The organism is Scandinavium sp. NPDC088450, from assembly GCF_044900545.1.
Classification (GTDB): Bacteria; Pseudomonadota; Gammaproteobacteria; order Enterobacterales; family Enterobacteriaceae; genus Scandinavium.
Window position 1 is genome coordinate 103,094 of sequence record NZ_JBJDNI010000014.1, and the last position, 20,320, is coordinate 123,413.

The following is a 20,320-nucleotide window of genomic DNA, read 5'->3' on the forward strand; positions in this document are numbered from 1 at the left end:
CGTTAGCTGACGGGTATTTATCTGGGAAATAATTCGTGCCGCCATCATCAGGATGACAGCACGAAGCATAAAGGAGAATTAATGGATGCCGCCAATACGATTTAAACGTACGCCGGTCGGCCATTCACCTTCCTGTTTTTCAAAGCTCATCCAGATACCTACCGCTTTACCGACCAGATTCGCTTCCGGAACAAAGCCCCAGTAACGGCTGTCTGCGCTGTTATCACGGTTATCGCCCATCATAAAGTAATGGCCCGGTGGAACAATCCAGGTGGCGAGCTGCTGGCCCTGCTGATGGTAATACATACCCAGTTGGTCCTGCGCGATAGGCACAGTCAGAATGCGGTGAGTCACATCGCCCAGCGTCTCTTGACGTTCGGACAGGCGCACGCCGTTGTCTTTGCTCTCGCCTTTCGGCAATTGCCAGAAACCGCTGGTCGCTTCGCCGCCGTTACGACGGGCAAAGGTCTGCACAAAATCGCTCGCTTCCACGTTGGAATAAGTGACTGGCAATGCGTTGCCACAAGCCTGACCAGAACTGCAGTTTGGCTGAATGGTGACTTCTTTGGCGACTGGATCGTAAGTGACTTTATCACCCGGTAAACCGACAGTACGTTTGATGTAATCAAGACGCGGATCTTCCGGGTATTTGAACACCACAATGTCGCCGCGTTTTGGATGGCCGGTTTCAATTAAGGTCTTCTGATAAATCGGATCTTTAATTCCATAGGCGAATTTCTCGACCAGAATAAAATCGCCGATCAGCAGCGTTGGCATCATTGAACCTGATGGGATCTGGAATGGCTCATAAATAAAGGAGCGTACCACCAGCACAATAGCCAGCACCGGGAAAACAGACGCTCCCGTTTCCAGCCAGCCCGGTTTCGGGCCAACTTTCTTCAGGGTCTTTTTATCCAGCGTATCACCTGCCGCAACCTGAGCTGCGGCCTGACGTTCACGGCGTTTAGGTGCGAAAATAAATTTATCCAGGCACCATAAAATCCCTGTCACCAGGGTCGCGATGACCAGGATCAGGGCAAACATGTTCGCCATGCCAACTCCTTATTGTTATTTACCGTCTTTACCGACATGCAGAATGGCGAGGAAAGCTTCCTGCGGCAGCTCAACGTTGCCCACCTGCTTCATGCGTTTCTTACCATCTTTCTGTTTCTGCAGCAGCTTTTTCTTACGGCTGACGTCACCGCCGTAGCATTTCGCCAGAACGTTTTTACGTAACTGTTTCACCGTGGAACGGGCAATAATGTGGTTACCGATAGCCGCCTGAATCGCGATATCAAATTGCTGACGCGGGATCAGTTCTTTCATCTTCTCAACCAGCTCACGACCGCGATATGGCGCGTTGTCGTTGTGGGTGATCAGCGCCAGCGCATCAACACGATCGCCGTTGATCAGCACATCCACACGCACCATGTTGGAAGCCTGGAAACGTTTGAAGTTGTAATCCAGCGACGCATAGCCACGAGAGGTGGACTTCAGACGGTCAAAGAAGTCGAGCACCACTTCCGCCATTGGGATTTCGTAAGTCAGCGCCACCTGGTTACCGTGGTAAACCATGTTGGTCTGCACGCCACGTTTTTCGATACACAGCGTGATCACGTTACCGAGGAACTCCTGCGGCAGCAGCATGTGACACTCAGCGATTGGCTCACGCAGCTCATGAATATTGTTCAGCGGCGGAAGTTTGGACGGGCTGTCGACGTAGATAACTTCTTTCGACGTGGTTTCAACTTCATACACTACGGTCGGTGCCGTGGTAATCAGATCCAGATCGTATTCACGTTCCAGACGTTCCTGAATGATTTCCATGTGCAGCAAGCCGAGGAAGCCACAGCGGAAGCCGAAGCCCAGTGCCGTCGAACTTTCTGGCTCATAGAACAGGGAAGCATCGTTGAGGCTCAGTTTGCCCAGCGCATCACGGAAGTTTTCATAATCATCAGAGCTGACCGGGAACAGACCGGCATAAACCTGCGGCTTCACTTTTTTAAAGCCTGGCAGAGCTTTATCTGCAGGATTACGAGCCAGCGTCAGCGTATCGCCGACCGGTGCACCGAGGATGTCTTTGATGGCGCAAACCAGCCAGCCTACCTCGCCGCATTTCAGCTCGGTGCGATCAAGCTGTTTCGGGGTGAAGATGCCCAGACGGTCAGCGTTATACACCTGACCGGTGCTCATCACTTTAATCTTGTCGCCTTTGCGCATGGTGCCGTTTTTGATACGCACCAGAGATACAACGCCCAGATAGTTATCGAACCAGGAGTCGATGATCAGCGCCTGAAGCGGTGCTTCCGGGTCGCCTTCTGGCGGCGGAATATCACGAACCAGACGTTCTAACACATCCGGAACGCCCACGCCGGTTTTTGCCGAGCAGCGTACTGCATCGGTCGCGTCGATACCGACGATATCTTCAATCTCTTCGGCTACGCGCTCAGGGTCTGCAGCTGGCAGGTCAATTTTGTTCAGAACCGGCACAACTTCCAGATCCATTTCCATCGCGGTGTAGCAGTTTGCGAGGGTCTGTGCTTCTACGCCCTGCCCGGCATCCACCACCAGCAGCGCGCCTTCGCAAGCGGCCAGAGAGCGGGAAACTTCATAGGAGAAGTCAACGTGGCCAGGGGTATCGATAAAGTTAAGCTGGTAGGTTTCACCGTCAGTGGCTTTGTAATCCAGGGTCACGCTCTGAGCTTTGATGGTAATACCACGTTCGCGTTCCAGATCCATGGAATCAAGCACCTGAGCGGCCATTTCACGATCGGAGAGACCGCCGCAAATCTGGATAATACGGTCAGATAACGTCGACTTACCGTGGTCGATGTGAGCAATGATCGAAAAGTTACGTATATTCTTCATAGTTAGAGTTAGTTATGCCTTACGAATTCCTGGAGGCCGCGGGTCTGCGCCTGACGTTTGATCGTTCGAAAACGCCGCATTCTACACTACATCTCCGTCGCCAGGAAATGCTCTTCCGGCAAGCTTAGCGGTTAGTTAAGAGGAGATCCTGCAAGAGATGTAAATAAAGATAAAAGCCAGCGCGATTACTGGCTCAATTCAGAAGAGGTTGTGTCTACGCGCAGTAAATCTGGTGGCAGACCGACGTTTAAAATGACCGGTTGCCAGGCTTCTCGCGAAGCCAGTTTTGGCGACAAGCCGCGAGCCACCAAAAAGCCACCTACACCGCCGAGCACGCCGCCAGCAAAAGCGGCTACATCGCTGCCGAACAGCAACTGGAACAGGGCCGCGATGACGAACAGACCAAACAGCGGAGTCATGTACACCAGCATCGCTGAAGTCAAAAGACTGCCCTCGCTGATACCCAGCTCGACTTTCTGCCCAACCACCAGCGGCTGCTCACTCGGCACTACAATCGTGTGTTCTGTTTGCGGCCCAAGTTTGTTGAGAACCCGACTGCCGCAGCCGGCTCTTGATGAACAGCTGCTGCAAGACGATTTCACGTCACAGCTGACTTTCGCCTGTCCGTTGTGCCAGGACACCACGGTTGCCCATTCTTTGATCATTTCGCCGCCCTGAACTTCACGCTATCAGCAACGCGTTTCGCCGTCTGGGGAGGCAATTCGCCCACGATGGTTATCTCCGCGTTATCTCGCACTGACGTGCTGACCGTTCTACGGCCGGTACGAAGCATTTGCTCTGTGCTGGTCGCCGTTGCCGGGTTGATGTTCACAGAGAAACTAAAGAGGCCGTCGGAATAAAGGCGTGATTCAACGGGGGCATTGATGGTCGGCAAGTTACGGCGGCTGCCAGCCACTTCAACAAAACCTTGTGGCAACCAGCCTGGCGCCCAGTTGAAGTTGGCTTTGTCTCCCTGTGGAACAGATAACAGCGGTGGCAGGCTGGCGGTCGCCAGATTCTGCATATTGCTGCTTACCTGGTTGTTGACGTTAAACGCCACAACGCGGAACTGCTCCAGCGTTTCGCCATCACGGTCAAGTAAATCAACGCGCATTGGCAGCTTGGTTTCCGAATCAAGCCAGACAATATAGCTGTAACGCGTGCCATCACGTGCGACGACCCGAATGACCTCGCACAGCCTGTCAGCAATGCGCGTCCTTCCGACGGAAATAAAGTCGTAATACGGCGCAAGGCGTTTGAAATCGGTATAAACCAGTGATGGCAATGAATCGACGATGTAGTCGCCGTTCAGAGTGAAAGGATCGAGGCCTGGCTCGAAGTAGCTGATTTCGTTTCCACGCTGAACCACTTCACGGCGTGGACCGTCCAGCTGCAGCAGTTGCGCCAGGGCCTGATTATTCAGACGCGCATGACGATAGCGTAGCGACTCTACGCCCTGCTTATTGATGCTGACAAACGACAGCTCATAGTTGAGAGACTGGCTGGCCAGATTCATCTGCTGCAACAACGCCCCGGACGAGACATCAGCCGAGGCGTTGGCGGAGAAGAACAGGCTACCAGCCACAAGGGACATGGCACACCAAAGTTGCTTCATTACTGCGATTGCGTTCCTAACGTTTGATATCCTGGCACTTGTACAGCAGCTTGCTGGGTCTGTGCTTGTTCAAACTGAAGCTGTTCGGAATGCAGGCGGCGCTGCAATTCGTAGTCCTGCAACATCGCATTGATGCGACGACGTTGTTCCTGGACTTGCTGCTGCTGTTGACCACTGCCCGTGGCATTGGCATCAGCAGGAACTCCCAGGCTCACCGGGCTGGCTTTGCCCATCATCGGCAGTGTATTGAACACTGGCGTTTCAGGCTGCTGGGATGCATCAGATTGCCCGTTATAGTGCTGGACACCTACGATAACTGCAAGTGATACGCACGCGGCAACGCCCATCTGTGTCAGTGAACTTGCCCACGGACGCACCTTTTTCCAGAATGGCATGTTCTGCCACTGATGCGGAGCAGGCTGTGCTTCGGGAATGAGCGGCGTCGCCAGGCGAACAGGTTCATTCTCAATGGCGGCCATTACGCGGGCTGAAATATCAAAATTCAGGGTCTGTGCTGTCTCACCACGCATTGTGTCGCGGATAAGATGGTAGCTTTCCCATGTCTTTTGCATCTCAGTGGAGTGAGCCAGCTCGTTGAGCAGCTCTGAGTCCAGCGTTTCACCATCCATTAAGGCGGAAAGTTTTTCTTTCTGCATGCCTAAATACCTTTTCCAGTATTCCGCTATCGTCAACGCCTGATAAGCGGTTGAACTTTATTATCAATAGCTTCTCGTGCACGGAAAATGCGCGAGCGAACCGTACCCACCGGACAATCCATGATAGCGGCTATCTCTTCATAGCTCAGGCCATCCAGCTCCCGTAACGTGATTGCCATGCGTAAATCTTCCGGGAGCGACTCAATAGTACGGAACACTATTTGTCTCAGTTCTTCTGACAACATTAAGTTCTCAGGGTTCGAAATTTCTTTCAGCGCACCGCCACTTTCGTAGTTTTCTGCTTCTATTGCATCAACATCGCTTGATGGCGGACGTCTTCCCTGAGCAACCAGATAGTTTTTTGCTGTGTTCACAGCAATACGGTATAGCCAGGTATAGAAAGCACTATCTCCCCGGAAAGAATCCAGCGCTCGATAGGCCTTTATAAAAGACTCTTGTACCACGTCAGGCACATCGCCCGACGGGACGTAACGGGAAACCAGGCTCGCCACTTTATGCTGATAGCGCACTACCAGCAGGTTGAAGGCCTTCTGATCTCCCTTCTGGACCCGTTCGACAAGGACCTGATCCGTTAACTGCTCGCTCATCCGAGGTAATGTCTCCTCAAACCTAATTCCCATGCGTAATCAGAACGCCACTCCATACACTGCACTATGAGCAAGCACCAGCTTAGAGTGTGCCATTGCTGTAAAGTTCAGTTACGCCTTTGCTTTTTGTTGAAAGCGGATAGACAGTTCATTATCACTCATTATAAGTCTACCACTGCTCAATGAAGTGTCAGGCGCGTAATAAACGTCTGAAATCTCCCTGCAGAGTAACGTAACACAGCATAATTTTCATCATAAAATCTGACGCTAACGATCTGCTTCGCAAAACTTTTCCGCGATTTACAAAGCACATACCACACACGTCATGTTTAGTGGTTACAACCAAAGAGAAATAAAACGTGCTAAATCGCACAGTCTGGTGCTACTCTCAGTGAACCTTGTTTAGTAAATTAAACACACATCATGACGACGACACCCGATCTCTCCTGCGATGTTCTGATTGTCGGTAGCGGCGCTGCCGGTCTCTCCCTCGCCCTGCGCCTTGCAGAGCACAGCTCCGTTATCGTACTGAGTAAGGGGCCCATTTCAGAAGGGTCCACCTTTTATGCTCAGGGCGGCATTGCGGCCGTGTTTGACGAGACCGACAGCATTGAATCCCACGTTGAAGATACGCTGATTGCCGGTGCTGGACTATGCGATCGCCATGCGGTGTCATTCGTCGCCAGCAATGCCCGCCATTGCGTGCAGTGGCTTATCGACCAGGGCGTTCTGTTTGATACAGAAATTCAGGCCAATGGCGCGGAAAGTTATCATCTGACGCGAGAAGGCGGTCACAGCCATCGCCGCATTCTTCATGCTGCCGACGCCACAGGGAAAGAAGTTGAAACGACACTGGTCAGCAAAGCGCTGAATCACCCTAATATTCGGGTGCTGGAACGTAGCAATGCGGTGGACTTGATCGTGTCCGATAAAATCGGTTTGCCCGGGACACGCCGTGTCGTTGGCGCATGGATCTGGAACCGTAATAAAGAAGCCGTTGAAACCTGTGCGGCAAAATCCGTTGTGCTGGCAACAGGCGGCGCATCTAAGGTGTATCAGTACACCACCAACCCGGATATTTCCTCCGGCGACGGTATTGCGATGGCCTGGCGTGCGGGCTGTCGGGTAGCCAATCTCGAATTTAATCAGTTTCACCCTACTGCGCTTTACCATCCTCAGGCTCGCAATTTTCTGCTTACCGAAGCTTTACGCGGTGAAGGCGCGCATCTGAAACGCCCGGATGGTTCACGCTTTATGCCGGATTTCGACGCTCGCGAAGAACTTGCGCCTCGCGATATTGTGGCGCGCGCTATCGATCATGAAATGAAACGGCTTGGCGCTGACTGCATGTATCTGGACATCAGCCATAAGCCGGAAGCGTTTGTTCGCCAGCACTTCCCGATGATCTACGAAAAACTGCTCGGGCTGGGCATTGATTTAACCAAAGAACCTGTTCCGATTGTTCCCGCGGCGCATTACACCTGCGGCGGTGTGATGGTGGATGATTTTGGTCGTACGGACGTTGACGGGCTGTATGCCATTGGCGAAGTCAGTTATACCGGCCTGCACGGCGCTAACCGGATGGCATCAAACTCTCTGCTTGAATGCCTGGTGTACGGCTGGTCTGCGGCGGAAGATATTAAGAAGCGCATGCCCTATGCCCGGCAGAGCAACGAACTTCCTGCCTGGGATGAAAGCCGGGTGGAAAATCCCGACGAACTGGTGGTCATCCAGCATAACTGGCATGAGCTGAGACTCTTTATGTGGGATTACGTGGGGATTGTCAGAACAACGAAGCGCCTGGAACGCGCGCTGCGCCGTATTACTTTGCTGCAGCAGGAACTGGATGAGTACTACGCTCGTTTCCGCGTGTCCAACAACCTGCTGGAACTGCGTAACTTAGTGCAGGTTGCTGAATTGATTGTTCGTTGTGCAATGATGCGCAAAGAGAGCCGGGGCCTGCACTATACGCTTGATTATCCAGAGTTACTGGAAAACTCTGGCCCCTCAGTGCTCTCCCCGTTAGCTCACATAAACAGATAATACGCCTGGGTCAGCGCGGTATACCCCTCAGAGTATTGCTGCTCTGGCCCACGAATAATCAACCTGTCAGTGAAACATTCACCCGCACGCGGAGAGAATGCCAGCAGCACGCGGTGTGGGGGGCGTAAGTCTGTTTCCGCCACATCCGTGCGTAAACGCAAATGCCATCCCATCGACAGCGCCTGCTCGGTAAAGGCATTACCGATGCTTTCGGGCAGCACTACGCAGAAAAACCCTTCTTCAGTAATGGCCTCCGCCGCACAGCTCAACAATGTGCCATGATCAAGCGTGGTGGTGTACCGTGCCTGTTCCCGCTGCGGCGTCGCACACTCTACGCCCTGCTCATAATAAGGAGGGTTGCTGATAATCAGATCATAACGGCTATTCTCTTGTGTGAGCCACTGCTGCACGTCCGCCGTATGAATCTTGATACGATGCGCCCAAGGGGACTCCGCTATGTTTTCCGCCGCCTGCGCTGCTGCGTCAGCATCCAGTTCGACGGCGTCAATCGTCACCTGATCGTCAGTACGTTGTGCCAGCATCAGAGCCAGCAATCCGCTGCCAGCACCAATATCCAGCACCCGATTCACTCTGGCAATCGGTGCCCAGGCGCCCAGCAAAATGCCGTCCGTACCCACTTTCATTGCACAACGATCGTGAGCAACAAAAAACTGTTTGAAGGTAAATCCATTGCGGCGAAGCACGGAACCCGACTGACTCATCATCAACAACCTTTCCTGAAATTTCCCTTGGGGATGGGGTTATGCACAATACCCGAGAACAGATAGCCATACAAACAGATGAAGATTGCAGCCATAACGTCTATAATCAGCGCCCCACACAGAGGTAGATCATGACTGTAACGACTTTTTCCGAACTCGAACTCGACGAAAGCCTGCTGGACGCGCTCCAGGAGAAAGGCTTCACTCGCCCGACCGCCATTCAGGCTGCTGCCATTCCGCCTGCGCTCGAAGGCCGTGATGTACTCGGTTCTGCGCCAACAGGCACCGGTAAAACGGCGGCGTATCTGCTGCCAGCGTTGCAGCACCTGCTCGACTTCCCGCGCAAGAAATCTGGCCCACCCCGCATTCTGATCCTGACGCCAACGCGTGAACTGGCGATGCAGGTGGCCGATCACGCCCGCGAACTGGCGAAGAATACGCATCTCGATATCGCGACCATCACCGGCGGTGTGGCTTATATGAACCACGCCGAGGTGTTTAGCGAAAACCAGGACATCGTGGTCGCAACCACCGGGCGTCTGCTGCAGTACATCAAAGAAGAAAACTTTGACTGTCGCGCCGTCGAAACGCTGATTCTGGATGAAGCAGACCGCATGCTGGACATGGGCTTCGCGCAGGATATCGAAACCATCGCCGGTGAAACTCGCTGGCGCAAGCAGACAATGCTGTTCTCCGCGACGCTGGAAGGCGAAGCTATCAAGGATTTCTCCGAGCGCCTGCTGGAAGATCCGGTGGAAGTGTCTGCCACGCCGTCCACCCGCGAGCGCAAGAAAATCCACCAGTGGTATTACCGTGCCGATAACATTGAGCATAAAACTGCGCTGCTGATCCATCTGCTGCAGCAGGATGATGCTACCCGCTCCATCGTCTTCGTGCGTAAACGTGAGCGAGTGCATGAACTGGCGGGCTGGTTGCGCGATAAAGGCATCAACAACTGCTATCTCGAAGGCGAGATGGTCCAGGTGAAACGTAACGAAGCGATTAAACGTCTGACCGATGGACGCGTTAATGTGCTGGTTGCTACTGACGTTGCCGCGCGCGGGATCGACATTCCTGACGTTAGCCACGTGTTCAACTTCGATATGCCACGCAGCGGCGATACCTATCTGCACCGTATCGGCCGTACCGGTCGCGCGGGTCAAAAAGGCACGGCGATTTCATTGGTCGAAGCCCATGACCATCTGCTGCTGCACAAAATTGGCCGCTATATTGAAGAGCCGCTGAAAGCACGTGTGATAGACGAGCTGCGTCCAACCACTCGAGTGCCGAGTGAGAAAAACAAAGGCAAACCGTCGAAGAAGGCGATGGCTAAACGCGAAGAGAAGAAGAAGGCTGAGCAGGAAAAACCACGTGTGAAGAAACGTCACCGTGATGCCAAAAATATTGGCAAACGTCGTAAGCCTAGCGCTACGGCGACGGCAACAGAGCAGAAGCCAACTGAAGAGTAAAAAAAAAGCCGGGAAAATTTCCCGGCTTTTTTATTTCCCACCCCTGAGAAATTACAGACTTTCAGTGAAAGTACGGGCGATAACGTCGCGCTGCTGTTCTGGGGTCAGAGAGTTGAAACGTACGGCATAACCAGACACACGAATGGTCAGCTGCGGATATTTTTCCGGGTTTTCTACCGCATCCAGCAGAGTCTCACGACGCAGAACGTTAACGTTCAGGTGCTGACCGCCTTCAACGCGCACTTCCGGCTGTACGTCGACTGGCACTTCACGGTATTCGATGTCGCCCAGGTTATTGACTGCCACAACCTGATCTTCAGTGAAACCGCCTTTTGCTACCAGGCAGCGTGCTTCCCCTTTCTCGCTGTCCAGCAGCCAGAAAGAGTTCAGCAGGTCGTCGTTTGCCGCTTTGGTAATCTGGATACCTTTAATCATTGTATGCCTCCTGGGCTAAATTATTCATTTTCATCAGCCATACACTGGCCAATTGGTAAAACCATTGTTGCTTGAGTGTATATATATCAGTCGAACCCCCAGCAAACCTTGATTCAAATCAACAAAAACCACACATCAACTATGGTGACGCACTGAAACTATTGATCTAAATCAGTTTTAACCCGCCACCCAATACAAAAATCGTTGTGAAACCTCAATTTTTTTTGATGCTGCACGTCGCGGCGGAAACGCAAAATTTTACGCTGCAGAAAGAAGCCGTTAAGCTAGGGCCAAGCACATTCGCAGGAGAGCGAGATGACCACTTCCTTAACCTGGCACGACGTCCTGGCCAGCGAAAAAGAACAACCGTATTTTATGAATACGCTGGCGACGGTTGCCAATGAGCGCCAATCCGGGATGACAATTTATCCCCCGCAGAAAGATGTCTTCAACGCCTTTCGCTTTACAGAACTGAGCGACGTGAAGGTCGTTATCCTCGGGCAGGACCCTTATCACGGGCCTGGTCAGGCGCATGGTCTGGCCTTTTCCGTGCAGCCGGGCATCGGTATTCCGCCTTCACTGCTGAATATGTATAAAGAACTGGAGGGGACTCTTCCCGGCTTTAAGCGTCCAACCCACGGCTATCTGGAAAGTTGGGCTCGCCAGGGTGTGTTACTGCTCAATACGGTGCTCACCGTGCGAGCCGGGCAGGCACATTCCCATGCCAGTCTGGGCTGGGAAACCTTTACCGATAAGGTGATCGCGCTGATCAACGAACACTGCGAAGGCGTGGTGTTTTTGCTGTGGGGCTCTCATGCGCAAAAGAAAGGGGCGATTATCGACCGTCAACGCCATCATGTGTTAAAAGCGCCGCATCCTTCCCCCCTCTCTGCACATCGTGGCTTCTTTGGCTCTAACCACTTTGTTCAGGCCAATGAGTGGCTGGCCCAAAAAGGGGAAGCGCCCATTGACTGGATGCCGGTCTTACCGGCGGAAAGCGAATAAAAAAAATGCCAGCATCGCGCTGGCATTTTTTATTGATTAGCCGACTCAGGCTTTGTTCTGACGCCACCATTCGGCCAGCAGAACACCTGTCGCGACGGAGACGTTCAGGCTTTCAACATTCCCTGTACCGTTGATAGCGACGCTCAGATCCGCGCTGTCGAGTGCGGCATCAGACAGCCCATCGCGTTCCTGACCTAACACCAGCACCATTTTCTTCGGCAGCGTCGCTTTAAACAACGGAGTGCCTTCGTGGCTGGACGTGGTGACAATCGCATAGCCCGCTTTGCGGAACTGGTCCAGCGCATCAATGACGCTGTCGCCAGTGATAGGTTTCACGTGCTCTGCGCCACCTTCAGCAGTACGGATTGCTGCGCCAGATTCCAGCACGGCGGCATCCTGCACTAATACACCTTTCACGCCAAAGTGCGCGCAGCTACGCATAATAGCGCCGAGGTTATGCGGGTTGCCCACATCTTCCAGCGCCAGAACGCAATCTTCTTCACCTGCTTCGCTAACCCATTGCTGCACGCTGGTGCCGTTACGTTTCTTGATAAGGAAGCAAACGCCACCGTGGTGCTCAGTACCGGAAGCTTTTGCAAGCTCTGCTTCATCGACCACGTGATACGCTTTGCGGTTTGCCGCCATCCAGCGCAGGGCTTCTTTGAAGCGTGGAGTGACGCTCTGGATAAACCAGGCGCGTACGATGCAATCCGGGCGGCTCAGGAACAGGGCCTGACAGGCGTTCTCACCGTAGACACGAGTTTCTTCCGCACGCTGACGGCGAATAACTTCTGGATCAACGAAGCTTTTGCCGCTGATCCCGCCGTGATCGGGTTTCTCTACTGCGTCATCACCCGGTGCCCGGGAAACGGTACGCCATGGAGATTGTTCACGCGGCTGGCTGTCACGGGAGGCATTATCACGGAAGCGGTCACCGCCACGGGGTTTGCCATCACGAGATTTTCCATCGCGATTATCGCGCGCAGGACGACGACCACCTTCGGTGCGGGACGGGCCGCTGCGACCTCCGCCTTTACCGGTGCGCGGGTTTGCCGTGCGTTTATCCGAGTCATCATCACTGCGGACATACATCACTTTGACCTTGCCGCTTTTGTTTTTCAGTTCGTCGTTCATCTTTATTCTCCACCTGCGCTGCGCGAAGCGCGAAGATTACCCGATGTGTCCGAGCTTCGCCATGATTTCATACCAAAGAGTGCGACTATTGTACCCATTGAATAAACCTGATTGTCCTTTAAAACAGTCTCGTCGATAATATGTAACATTAAAGAAACATTCGGCCTTCCGGCCGTTGCATAAACCCGATTACCCAGAGGTTAGCTATGAATACCGTTTGTGCCAGTTGCCAGGCGCTTAACCGTATCCCCGACGATCGTATTAACGAAACAGCAAAATGTGGCCGCTGCGGTCACGACCTGTTTGATGGCGATGTGATCAATGCAACCGGCGAGACGCTGGATAAATTGTTGAAGGACGATTTGCCCGTTGTCGTCGACTTCTGGGCCCCGTGGTGCGGCCCTTGCCGTAATTTCGCGCCTATCTTTGAAGATGTAGCGGAAGAGCGCAGCGGGAAAATGCGCTTTGTCAAAGTGAACACCGAAGCGGAACGTGAGCTTAGCGCGCGCTTTCGTATTCGCAGCATCCCAACCATTATGATTTTTCATAAAGGCCAGGTTGTCGATATGCTCAATGGTGCCGTTCCTAAAGCGCCATTCGATAGCTGGCTGAACGAGGCCACTCAGGCATAATCTCCTCGGGGCACGGCTTGTGCCCCGCTTTGCCCTCTGCGACAATAGCGTTTTTCCTGCATGATTTCCCATGACTGATAACGCCGTACTTCGTCTTCGTGCCGAACGTCTCGCTCGCGCCACGCGCCCTTTTCTTGCTCGCGGCAACCGCATTCGTCGCTGCCAACGCTGCCTGCTTCCGCTTAAACAATGTCTGTGCGACACACTCACGCCTTCTGGCGCACGCAGTCGTTTCTGTCTGGTGATGTTCGATACCGAGCCGATGAAGCCGAGTAATACCGGACGCCTGATTGCCGATATATTGCCGGACACCGAAGCGTTCCAGTGGTCACGCACAGAGCCGCCTCAGGCACTGCTGGAGCTGGTTAAGAACCCGGCTTATCAGCCGATGGTTGTCTTTCCCGCTTCCTATGCAGGCCATGAACGCGAAGTGATCGCCGCGCCACCGTCAGGCAAGCCGCCACTCTTTATTATGCTGGATGGCACCTGGACTGAGGCGCGTAAAATGTTTCGCAAAAGCCCTTATCTGGATGCGCTGCCGGTCATTTCCGTTGATTTATCCCGGGTTTCTCATTACCGCTTACGCGAAGTGCACGCAGAAGGTCAGTATTGCACCGCCGAAGTCGCTATTGCGTTGTTGGATCTCGCCGATGATGTGCAAGCAGCAAGCGCTTTGGGTGACCATTTTCAACGCTTCCGCACCCGCTATCTTGCAGGAAAAACGCAGCATAAGGGAAACATCACAGTGCCCGAGGCAGAAAGCGTTTAAAATCATTCAGGAACGAATGTCCTGGAGAGAGTGCGATGAGCCAACGAGGGCTGGAAGCATTACTGAGACCCAAATCGATTGCGGTGATTGGCGCCTCGATGAAACCCCAGCGCGCCGGGTATCTGATGATGCGCAATTTATTGGCGGGCGGGTTTAGCGGCCCTGTGCTTCCCGTGACGCCAGCCTGGAAAGCGGTGCTTGGCGTGCTGGCGTGGCCAGATATCGACTCTCTGCCCTTCATGCCCGATCTCGCCATCATCTGTACTAACGCCAAACGTAATCTGGCGTTGCTCGAAGCCTTAGGCGAGAAAGGCTGCAAAACCTGCATTATTCTTTCTTCGCCTCCAGAGCAATCCGCTGAACTCAAAGCCTGTGCCTCACGCTACCAGATGCGCCTGCTTGGCCCGAACAGCCTTGGGCTGCTGGCCCCGTGGCAAGGCCTGAATGCCAGTTTTTCGCCGGTCCCCATCCGTCGCGGAAAACTGGCGTTTATTTCCCAATCCGCAGCGGTGTCTAACACCATTCTCGACTGGGCGCAGCAGCGCGAAATGGGGTTCTCTTACTTCATCGCGCTGGGCGACAGCCTTGATATCGACGTAGACGATCTGCTCGATTTTCTTGCCCGCGATACGAAGACCAGCGCCATTCTGCTGTATCTGGAACATCTTAGTGATGCGAGGCGCTTTGTCTCGGCAGCCCGAAGTGCATCGCGTAATAAACCGATTCTGGTTATCAAAAGCGGCCGTAGTCCGGCAGCTCAGCGTTTACTGCATGTTAATTCCGGAATGGACCCGGCATGGGATGCCGCCATTCAGCGCGCAGGCCTGCTGCGAGTTCAGGATACCCACGAATTGTTTTCCGCTGTAGAAACGCTCAGCCATATGCGCCCTTTACGCGGTGAGCGGTTGATGATTATGAGTAACGGTGCTGCTCCTGCGGCACTGGCTCTGGATGAACTCTGGCTGCGGAACGGTAAACTGGCGACACTGAGTGAGGAAACGATTTCTGCTTTGCGGGCCGCCTTGCCCGCCAGTGTCGAGGCCGCGAATCCGCTCGATTTGCGCGATGATGCCAGCAGCCAGCATTATCAGAAGGCGCTTAACCTTCTGCTTGATAGCCAGGACTACGACGCGTTGCTGGTCATTCATTCGCCCAGCGCCGCAGCTCCCGGTACCGAAAGCGCTCAAGCATTGATTGAGACGCTGAACCAACACCCACGCGGCAAATATGTCACCGTACTGACCAACTGGTGCGGCGAATACTCCTCGCAGGAAGCTCGCCGTTTATTCAGTGACGCCGGGCTCCCTACCTATCGCACACCTGAAGGCACCATTACGGCATTTATGCATATGGTGGAATACCGCCGCAATCAAAAGCAATTGCGTGAAACCCCCGTGCTGCCAGACCTGCTTACTGCCAACACTGCGGAAGCGCACGCGCTGCTCCAGCAAGCGATTAAGGAAGGTGCGACCTCGCTGGATACTCATGAGGTTCGGCCTATTTTACAAGCTTACGGCCTGCAAACGTTGCCGACCTGGATTGCAGCGGATAGCGCTGAAGCCGTGCATATCGCCGAGCAGATAGGCTATCCCGTTGCGCTGAAATTGCGCTCGCCAGACATTCCACATAAGTCCGAAGTTCAGGGCGTGATGCTTTACTTGCGCACAGCGGCAGAAGTTCAGCAAGCCGCGGATGCGATTTTCGACCGTGTCAAAATGGCGTGGCCGCAAGCCAGAGTTCATGGGCTTCTGGTTCAAAGCATGGCTAACCGCGCCGGAGCACAGGAATTGCGCGTCGTGGTTGAACACGATCCGTTGTTCGGCCCTCTGATTATGTTGGGTGAAGGTGGTGTGGAGTGGCGGGCGGAAGATCAGGCCGCCGTTGCCTTGCCGCCGTTGAACATGAACCTTGCTCGCTATTTGGTTATTCAGGCAATCAAGAGCAAAAAGATTCGCGGCCGCAGTGCGCTGCGACCTCTGGATATCGCCGGATTGAGCCATTTGCTGGTGCAAGTCTCTAACCTGATTGTCGACTGTCCGGAAATCCAGCGGCTGGATATTCACCCTCTTTTGGCTTCAGCGGGTGATTTTACTGCTCTGGATGTCACGCTCGACATTGCCGCCTTTGACGGCGACAGCGAAAGCCGACTGGCTATTCGCCCTTATCCACAGCAATTTGAAGAATGGGTAGTAATGAAAAATGGCGAACGCTGTCTGTTTCGCCCTATCCTCCCGGAAGATGAGCCGCTGCTTCAACAGTTTATTTCCAGAGTCACTAAGGAAGACCTTTACTACCGCTACTTCAGTGAAATCAATGAATTTACTCACGACGATTTAGCCAACATGACGCAAATCGACTACGATCGAGAGATGGCTTTTGTTGCTGTTCACACCACTTCGGAGCGAACTGAAATTCTTGGGGTGACGCGAGCGATTTCCGATCCTGACAATATTGATGCCGAGTTTGCCGTACTGGTGCGCTCAGATTTAAAAGGGCTAGGACTTGGGCGGCGATTGCTGGAGAAGCTCATCAATTACACGCGAGAACACGGTCTGCAGCGTCTGAATGGCATCACCATGCCGAACAATCAGGGAATGATTGCGCTGGCCCGAAAGCTGGGTTTTGACGTTGATATCCAGCTTGAAGATGGCATTGTGGGATTGACGCTAAAGCTCACGCCTTCGTCATCGTAACTAAGCTGCTGGAAATGTTGACCACTTTAGCCTGCACTGATGGTATTATTGCTCGCTTCTGTCGTCTGCATGGTACAGAGACCCTTGATTAATCAGAGAAGAAACGCACTGTGATGTTGTCAAAATTTAAGCGCAACAAGCATCAACAACACCTTGCTCAACTACCTAAGCTTTCTCAGTCAGTTGATGATGTCGAGTTCTTTTACACTCCCGCTGATTTTCGGGAAGCGCTCCTGGCAAAGATAGCCAGCGCTACGCGCCGTATCTGCATTGTTGCCCTGTATCTGGAACAAGATGACGGGGGTAAAGGCGTTCTGGACGCCATCTATGCGGCAAAACGTGCTCGCCCGGAACTGGATGCTCGCATCCTTGTCGACTGGCATCGCGCCCAGCGTGGCCGTATTGGTGCAGCCGCCTCGAATACCAACGCCGACTGGTATTGCCGTATGGCGCAGGAAAACCCTGACATTCACATTCCGGTCTACGGTGTTCCCGTTAATACACGTGAAGCCCTCGGCGTGCTGCATTTCAAAGGCTTTATCATCGACGATAGCGTGCTCTATAGCGGCGCCAGTCTGAACGACGTCTATCTGCATCAGCATGATAAGTATCGCTATGACCGTTATCAGTGCATCCGCAATGCCAACATGGCCGATATCATGTTCGACTGGGTGGATCAAAACCTGGTTCACGGTCGTGGGGTGAATCGTCTCGATAACGATGGACGCCCAAAAAGTCCGGAAATCAAAAATGATATCCGCCTTTATCGCCAGGAATTACGTGATACCGGTTATCATTTCCAGGGCAATGCGGACAACGATCAGCTTTCGGTAACACCGCTGGTCGGGCTTGGAAAATCGAGCATGCTAAACAAAACGATTTTCCATCTGATGCCCTGCACGGAGCACAAGCTCACAATCTGCACCCCGTATTTCAACCTGCCTGCGGTGCTGGTGCGCAATATCATTCACCTGCTGCGTCAGGGCAAAAAGGTGGAGATCATCGTCGGTGATAAAACGGCTAATGACTTCTACATTCCGGAAGATCAGCCGTTTAAAATCATCGGGGCTCTACCCTATCTTTATGAAATCAATCTGCGTCGCTTCCTCAGCCGCCTGCAATACTATGTGAACACCGATCAACTGGTCGTGCGGTTGTGGAAAGATGAAGACAACAGCTATCACCTGAAAGGCATGTGGGTGGACGATGAGTGGATGCTGCTGACCGGCAACAACCTCAATCCACGCGCCTGGCGCCTGGATCTGGAGAATGCGATCCTTATTCATGACCCTAAGCAGCAACTGGCTGCCGCTCGTGAAAAAGAGCTCGCGCTGATTCGTACACACACCACGGTGGTTAATCATTACCGTGACTTGCAAAGCATTGCCGATTACCCGGTAAAAGTGCGAAAGCTGATCCGCCGTTTACGTCGTATTCGTATCGACAGGCTTATCAGCCGCATTCTGTAATCATCAGGCCCCGCAATGTCGGGGCTTTTTTACAGAGGCTCACTATGCGAACCCTTCTTCTGTGCTCTTCATTTTTGCTTTGTGGCTGCAGCCATATGGCCAACGATGCCTGGACAGGTCAAGACAAAGCTCAGCACTTTATGGCCTCGGCGATACTTTCCGCAGCCGGAAATGAGTATGCTCAACGTCAGGGAAACAGCCAGGACCGCAGTGCCGTTTATGGTTTGATGTTTTCCGTGAGTCTGGGGGCAGGAAAAGAACTGTGGGACAGCCGCCCATCGGGGAGCGGCTGGAGTTGGAAAGATTTCGCATGGGATGTGGCTGGAGCCACAACTGGCTATGCCGTGTGGCAAATGGCCCGTCAATAGCGCTACAGACGCAGACCTTTTCCTTTACGGTGCAACATCAGCGAGACCAGGAAAGCCAGCGCCCCCATCAGTGTGACATACCAGAAGAACACGCTTTCAAAACCGACCGATTTCAGTGACAAAGCAACATACTCTGCTGAACCACCAAAGAGCGCATTCGCGACCGCATAGGAAAGCCCGACCCCTAATGCACGTACTTGCGCTGGAAACATCTCAGCTTTCAGTATCCCGCTAATCGAAGTGTAAAAGCTGGCGATCAGCAACGCACACATCACCAGTGCGAATGCGGCATACGGCGACTGAACATGCTGTAAGGCGGTAAGAATAGGCACGGTGAACAATGTTGCCAGCCCACCAAAACAAAGCATTGAGTTACGACGGCCGATTCTGTCCGAAAGTGCGCCAAACAGTGGCTGTACAATCATGTAAACAAAGAGCGCAGCGGTCATCACGATACTGGCTACGCTGGCGCTCATACCCGTCGTGTTGACCAGATACTTTTGCATATAGGTCGTGAAGGTATAGAACACCAACGAACCGCCTGCAGTAAACCCAAGAACCATGATGAAAGCTTTGCGATTTCGCCACAGCCCCTTAAGAGATCCTGCTTCTTTCAGCGCTCGCGTTTCTTGCTGGGATGTTTCATCCAATTGACGTCGCAACCAGAGAGCAACCAACGCCAGCACTGCACCTAATGCAAAGGGAATTCGCCATCCCCATGCATGCAGATCTTCGTTGCTCAGCACTTGCTGCAAAACAACGACGACCAATAGCGCGAGCAGTTGACCGCCAATCAAGGTGACGTACTGGAATGAGGCAAAGAAACCTTTGCGGCCTTCAATAGCAACTTCACTCATGTAAGTTGCACTGGTCCCGTACTCTCCACCCACTGACAGCCCCTGGAATAAACGAGCCAGCAGTAACAATGCAGGCGCCCAGGTTCCAATGGTTGCATAACCGGGCAAACATGCGATGACTAAAGAGCCAAAGCACATCATGCACACAGAGATAAGCATTGAGGTTTTACGTCCATGGCGATCGGCGATACGCCCAAACAGCCATCCACCAATAGGTCGCATCAGAAAGCCCGCGGCAAAGACCCCGGCAGTTTGCAGGAGTTGAGTCGTGGTATTTCCTGAAGGGAAAAAGATATGAGCAAAGTAGAGAGAACAGAATGAATAGACATAAAAGTCAAACCATTCAACAAGATTCCCGGACGAGGCCCCCACGATTGCCCAAACCCGCCGACGGGTATCTCCATCAGCGACGGTACTCCGGGAAGAAAATGCATTCTCGGTCATTGTAATAATACTCCTGGCATCGTTCTGATCTGCCTCGTAGTGATTCACAAGCACTACGGGAGAACAATTAGTGAACAAGATGTTACATAATTGTTATATTTTATTTTGTGATCTTACGCACAAAATCACTTAGCATGATCAGTATTCAGGAATAGTCGCAGGGGAAAGGAGGATATAAAGGCTGAATGGCGTATCTTAACGAGTGAATTTCATACAGTTAATTGTGAATAAACGCAAAAAACCCCGGCCTTTCGGTCGGGGTTTTTTGCTTTATTTGATGCCTGGCAGTTGTATGCCGGGCTTCCTGCCCGTCACCCTCCGGGCAGCACTGCGTGCTGTGCAAAATCGTTCCCGACGATTTTGTCCTACTCAGGAGAGCGTTCACCGACAAACAACAGATAACAAAAAAACCCCATGCTTTCGCATGAGGTTTTCTTGTTTATTTGATGCCTGGCAGTTCCCTACTCTCACATGGGGAGACCCCACACTACCATCGGCGCTACGGCGTTTCACTTCTGAGTTCGGCATGGGGT

General features: G+C 52.9%; 19 protein-coding genes. 8 read left to right on the forward strand and 11 right to left on the reverse strand.

Translation table 11 applies throughout. The annotated features are described in order from the left end of the window. Positions 1-78: 78 nt before the first annotated feature. The 7 genes from lepB to rseD form a co-directional block, all read right to left on the reverse strand. Complete coding sequence (lepB, locus tag ACI2I2_RS14130) at positions 79-1,053, reverse strand: signal peptidase I (RefSeq protein WP_404658477.1); 975 nt, start codon at positions 1,051-1,053, stop codon at positions 79-81. Between the two features lie 15 nt (positions 1,054-1,068). Continuing rightward, positions 1,069-2,868 (reverse strand): translation elongation factor 4, encoded by a 1,800-nt coding sequence (gene lepA, locus ACI2I2_RS14135; RefSeq protein ID WP_330985872.1) that lies wholly within the window; start codon positions 2,866-2,868, stop codon positions 1,069-1,071. Positions 2,869-3,053: 185 nt separating this feature from the next. Next, on the reverse strand, positions 3,054-3,533 hold the full coding sequence (gene rseC, locus ACI2I2_RS14140; RefSeq protein ID WP_404658478.1) for a SoxR-reducing system protein RseC: 480 nt from the start codon (positions 3,531-3,533) through the stop codon (positions 3,054-3,056). Then, positions 3,530-4,483 (reverse strand): sigma-E factor regulatory protein RseB, encoded by a 954-nt coding sequence (gene rseB, locus ACI2I2_RS14145; RefSeq protein ID WP_330985874.1) that lies wholly within the window; start codon positions 4,481-4,483, stop codon positions 3,530-3,532. The genes rseC and rseB overlap by 4 nt, the downstream gene beginning before the upstream one ends. Then, a complete protein-coding gene (gene rseA, locus ACI2I2_RS14150) occupies positions 4,483-5,139 on the reverse strand; it encodes an anti-sigma-E factor RseA (protein ID WP_404658479.1) in 657 nt (218 codons plus the stop codon). The genes rseB and rseA overlap by 1 nt, the downstream gene beginning before the upstream one ends. A 32-nt stretch (positions 5,140-5,171) precedes the next feature. Then, a complete protein-coding gene (rpoE, locus tag ACI2I2_RS14155) occupies positions 5,172-5,747 on the reverse strand; it encodes an RNA polymerase sigma factor RpoE (protein ID WP_038157215.1) in 576 nt (191 codons plus the stop codon). Then, positions 5,744-5,803, reverse strand: coding sequence for a rpoE leader peptide RseD (gene rseD / locus ACI2I2_RS14160; protein WP_330985887.1), 60 nt, complete (start codon positions 5,801-5,803; stop codon positions 5,744-5,746). Before rseD ends, rpoE begins: the two co-directional genes overlap by 4 nt. Before the next feature lie 367 nt (positions 5,804-6,170). On the opposite strand from rseD, the gene nadB reads away from it, so the two are divergent. Next, on the forward strand, positions 6,171-7,790 hold the full coding sequence (nadB, locus tag ACI2I2_RS14165) for an L-aspartate oxidase (RefSeq protein WP_404658480.1): 1,620 nt from the start codon (positions 6,171-6,173) through the stop codon (positions 7,788-7,790). Here nadB and trmN read toward each other — a convergent pair. Then, positions 7,775-8,512: a tRNA(1)(Val) (adenine(37)-N(6))-methyltransferase TrmN gene (gene trmN / locus ACI2I2_RS14170; RefSeq protein WP_404658491.1), complete on the reverse strand. Its 738-nt coding sequence runs from the start codon at positions 8,510-8,512 to the stop codon at positions 7,775-7,777. The genes nadB and trmN overlap by 16 nt on opposite strands. A 131-nt stretch (positions 8,513-8,643) precedes the next feature. Here trmN and srmB point away from each other — a divergent pair, with 131 nt between their 5' ends. Next, positions 8,644-9,981, forward strand: coding sequence for an ATP-dependent RNA helicase SrmB (srmB, locus tag ACI2I2_RS14175; RefSeq protein ID WP_404658481.1), 1,338 nt, complete (start codon positions 8,644-8,646; stop codon positions 9,979-9,981). Between the two features lie 51 nt (positions 9,982-10,032). Here srmB and grcA read toward each other — a convergent pair whose 3' ends face one another. Next, positions 10,033-10,416 carry an autonomous glycyl radical cofactor GrcA gene (grcA, locus tag ACI2I2_RS14180; RefSeq protein WP_404658482.1) on the reverse strand — a complete coding sequence of 128 codons (384 nt, stop codon included), beginning with the start codon at positions 10,414-10,416 and terminating at the stop codon, positions 10,033-10,035. 315 nt (positions 10,417-10,731) lie between these two features. On the opposite strand from grcA, the gene ung reads away from it, so the two are divergent. Further along, positions 10,732-11,421: a uracil-DNA glycosylase gene (ung, locus tag ACI2I2_RS14185; RefSeq protein WP_404658483.1), complete on the forward strand. Its 690-nt coding sequence runs from the start codon at positions 10,732-10,734 to the stop codon at positions 11,419-11,421. A gap of 45 nt (positions 11,422-11,466) precedes the next feature. Here the strand turns inward: ung and ACI2I2_RS14190 are convergent, their stop codons facing one another. Next, positions 11,467-12,555, reverse strand: a complete 1,089-nt coding sequence (locus ACI2I2_RS14190) for a tRNA/rRNA methyltransferase (protein ID WP_330985880.1) — start codon at positions 12,553-12,555, stop codon at positions 11,467-11,469. Positions 12,556-12,761: 206 nt separating this feature from the next. Here ACI2I2_RS14190 and trxC point away from each other — a divergent pair, with 206 nt between their 5' ends. The 5 genes from trxC to ACI2I2_RS14215 all read left to right on the forward strand — a co-directional run bounded on the left by trxC (position 12,762) and on the right by ACI2I2_RS14215 (position 18,486). Next, the gene (gene trxC, locus ACI2I2_RS14195) at positions 12,762-13,187 is read left to right on the forward strand and encodes a thioredoxin TrxC (RefSeq protein WP_330985881.1); all 426 of its coding nucleotides are present in this window, start codon (positions 12,762-12,764) and stop codon (positions 13,185-13,187) included. Positions 13,188-13,257: 70 nt separating this feature from the next. Next, positions 13,258-13,956, forward strand: a complete 699-nt coding sequence (gene tapT / locus ACI2I2_RS14200) for a tRNA-uridine aminocarboxypropyltransferase (protein WP_404658484.1) — start codon at positions 13,258-13,260, stop codon at positions 13,954-13,956. 35 nt (positions 13,957-13,991) lie between these two features. Further along, entirely contained in the window at positions 13,992-16,649 is a 2,658-nt protein-coding gene (gene pat / locus ACI2I2_RS14205) for a protein lysine acetyltransferase (protein WP_404658485.1), read from the forward strand. Between the two features lie 113 nt (positions 16,650-16,762). Then, the gene (gene pssA / locus ACI2I2_RS14210; protein WP_404658486.1) at positions 16,763-18,118 is read left to right on the forward strand and encodes a CDP-diacylglycerol--serine O-phosphatidyltransferase; all 1,356 of its coding nucleotides are present in this window, start codon (positions 16,763-16,765) and stop codon (positions 18,116-18,118) included. Positions 18,119-18,162: 44 nt separating this feature from the next. After that, on the forward strand, positions 18,163-18,486 hold the full coding sequence (locus ACI2I2_RS14215; RefSeq protein ID WP_404658487.1) for a YfiM family lipoprotein: 324 nt from the start codon (positions 18,163-18,165) through the stop codon (positions 18,484-18,486). Positions 18,487-18,488: 2 nt separating this feature from the next. Here the strand turns inward: ACI2I2_RS14215 and ACI2I2_RS14220 are convergent, their stop codons facing one another. Beyond that, a complete protein-coding gene (locus tag ACI2I2_RS14220) occupies positions 18,489-19,787 on the reverse strand; it encodes an MFS family transporter (RefSeq protein ID WP_404658488.1) in 1,299 nt (432 codons plus the stop codon). Between the last annotated feature and the right edge of the window lie 533 nt (positions 19,788-20,320).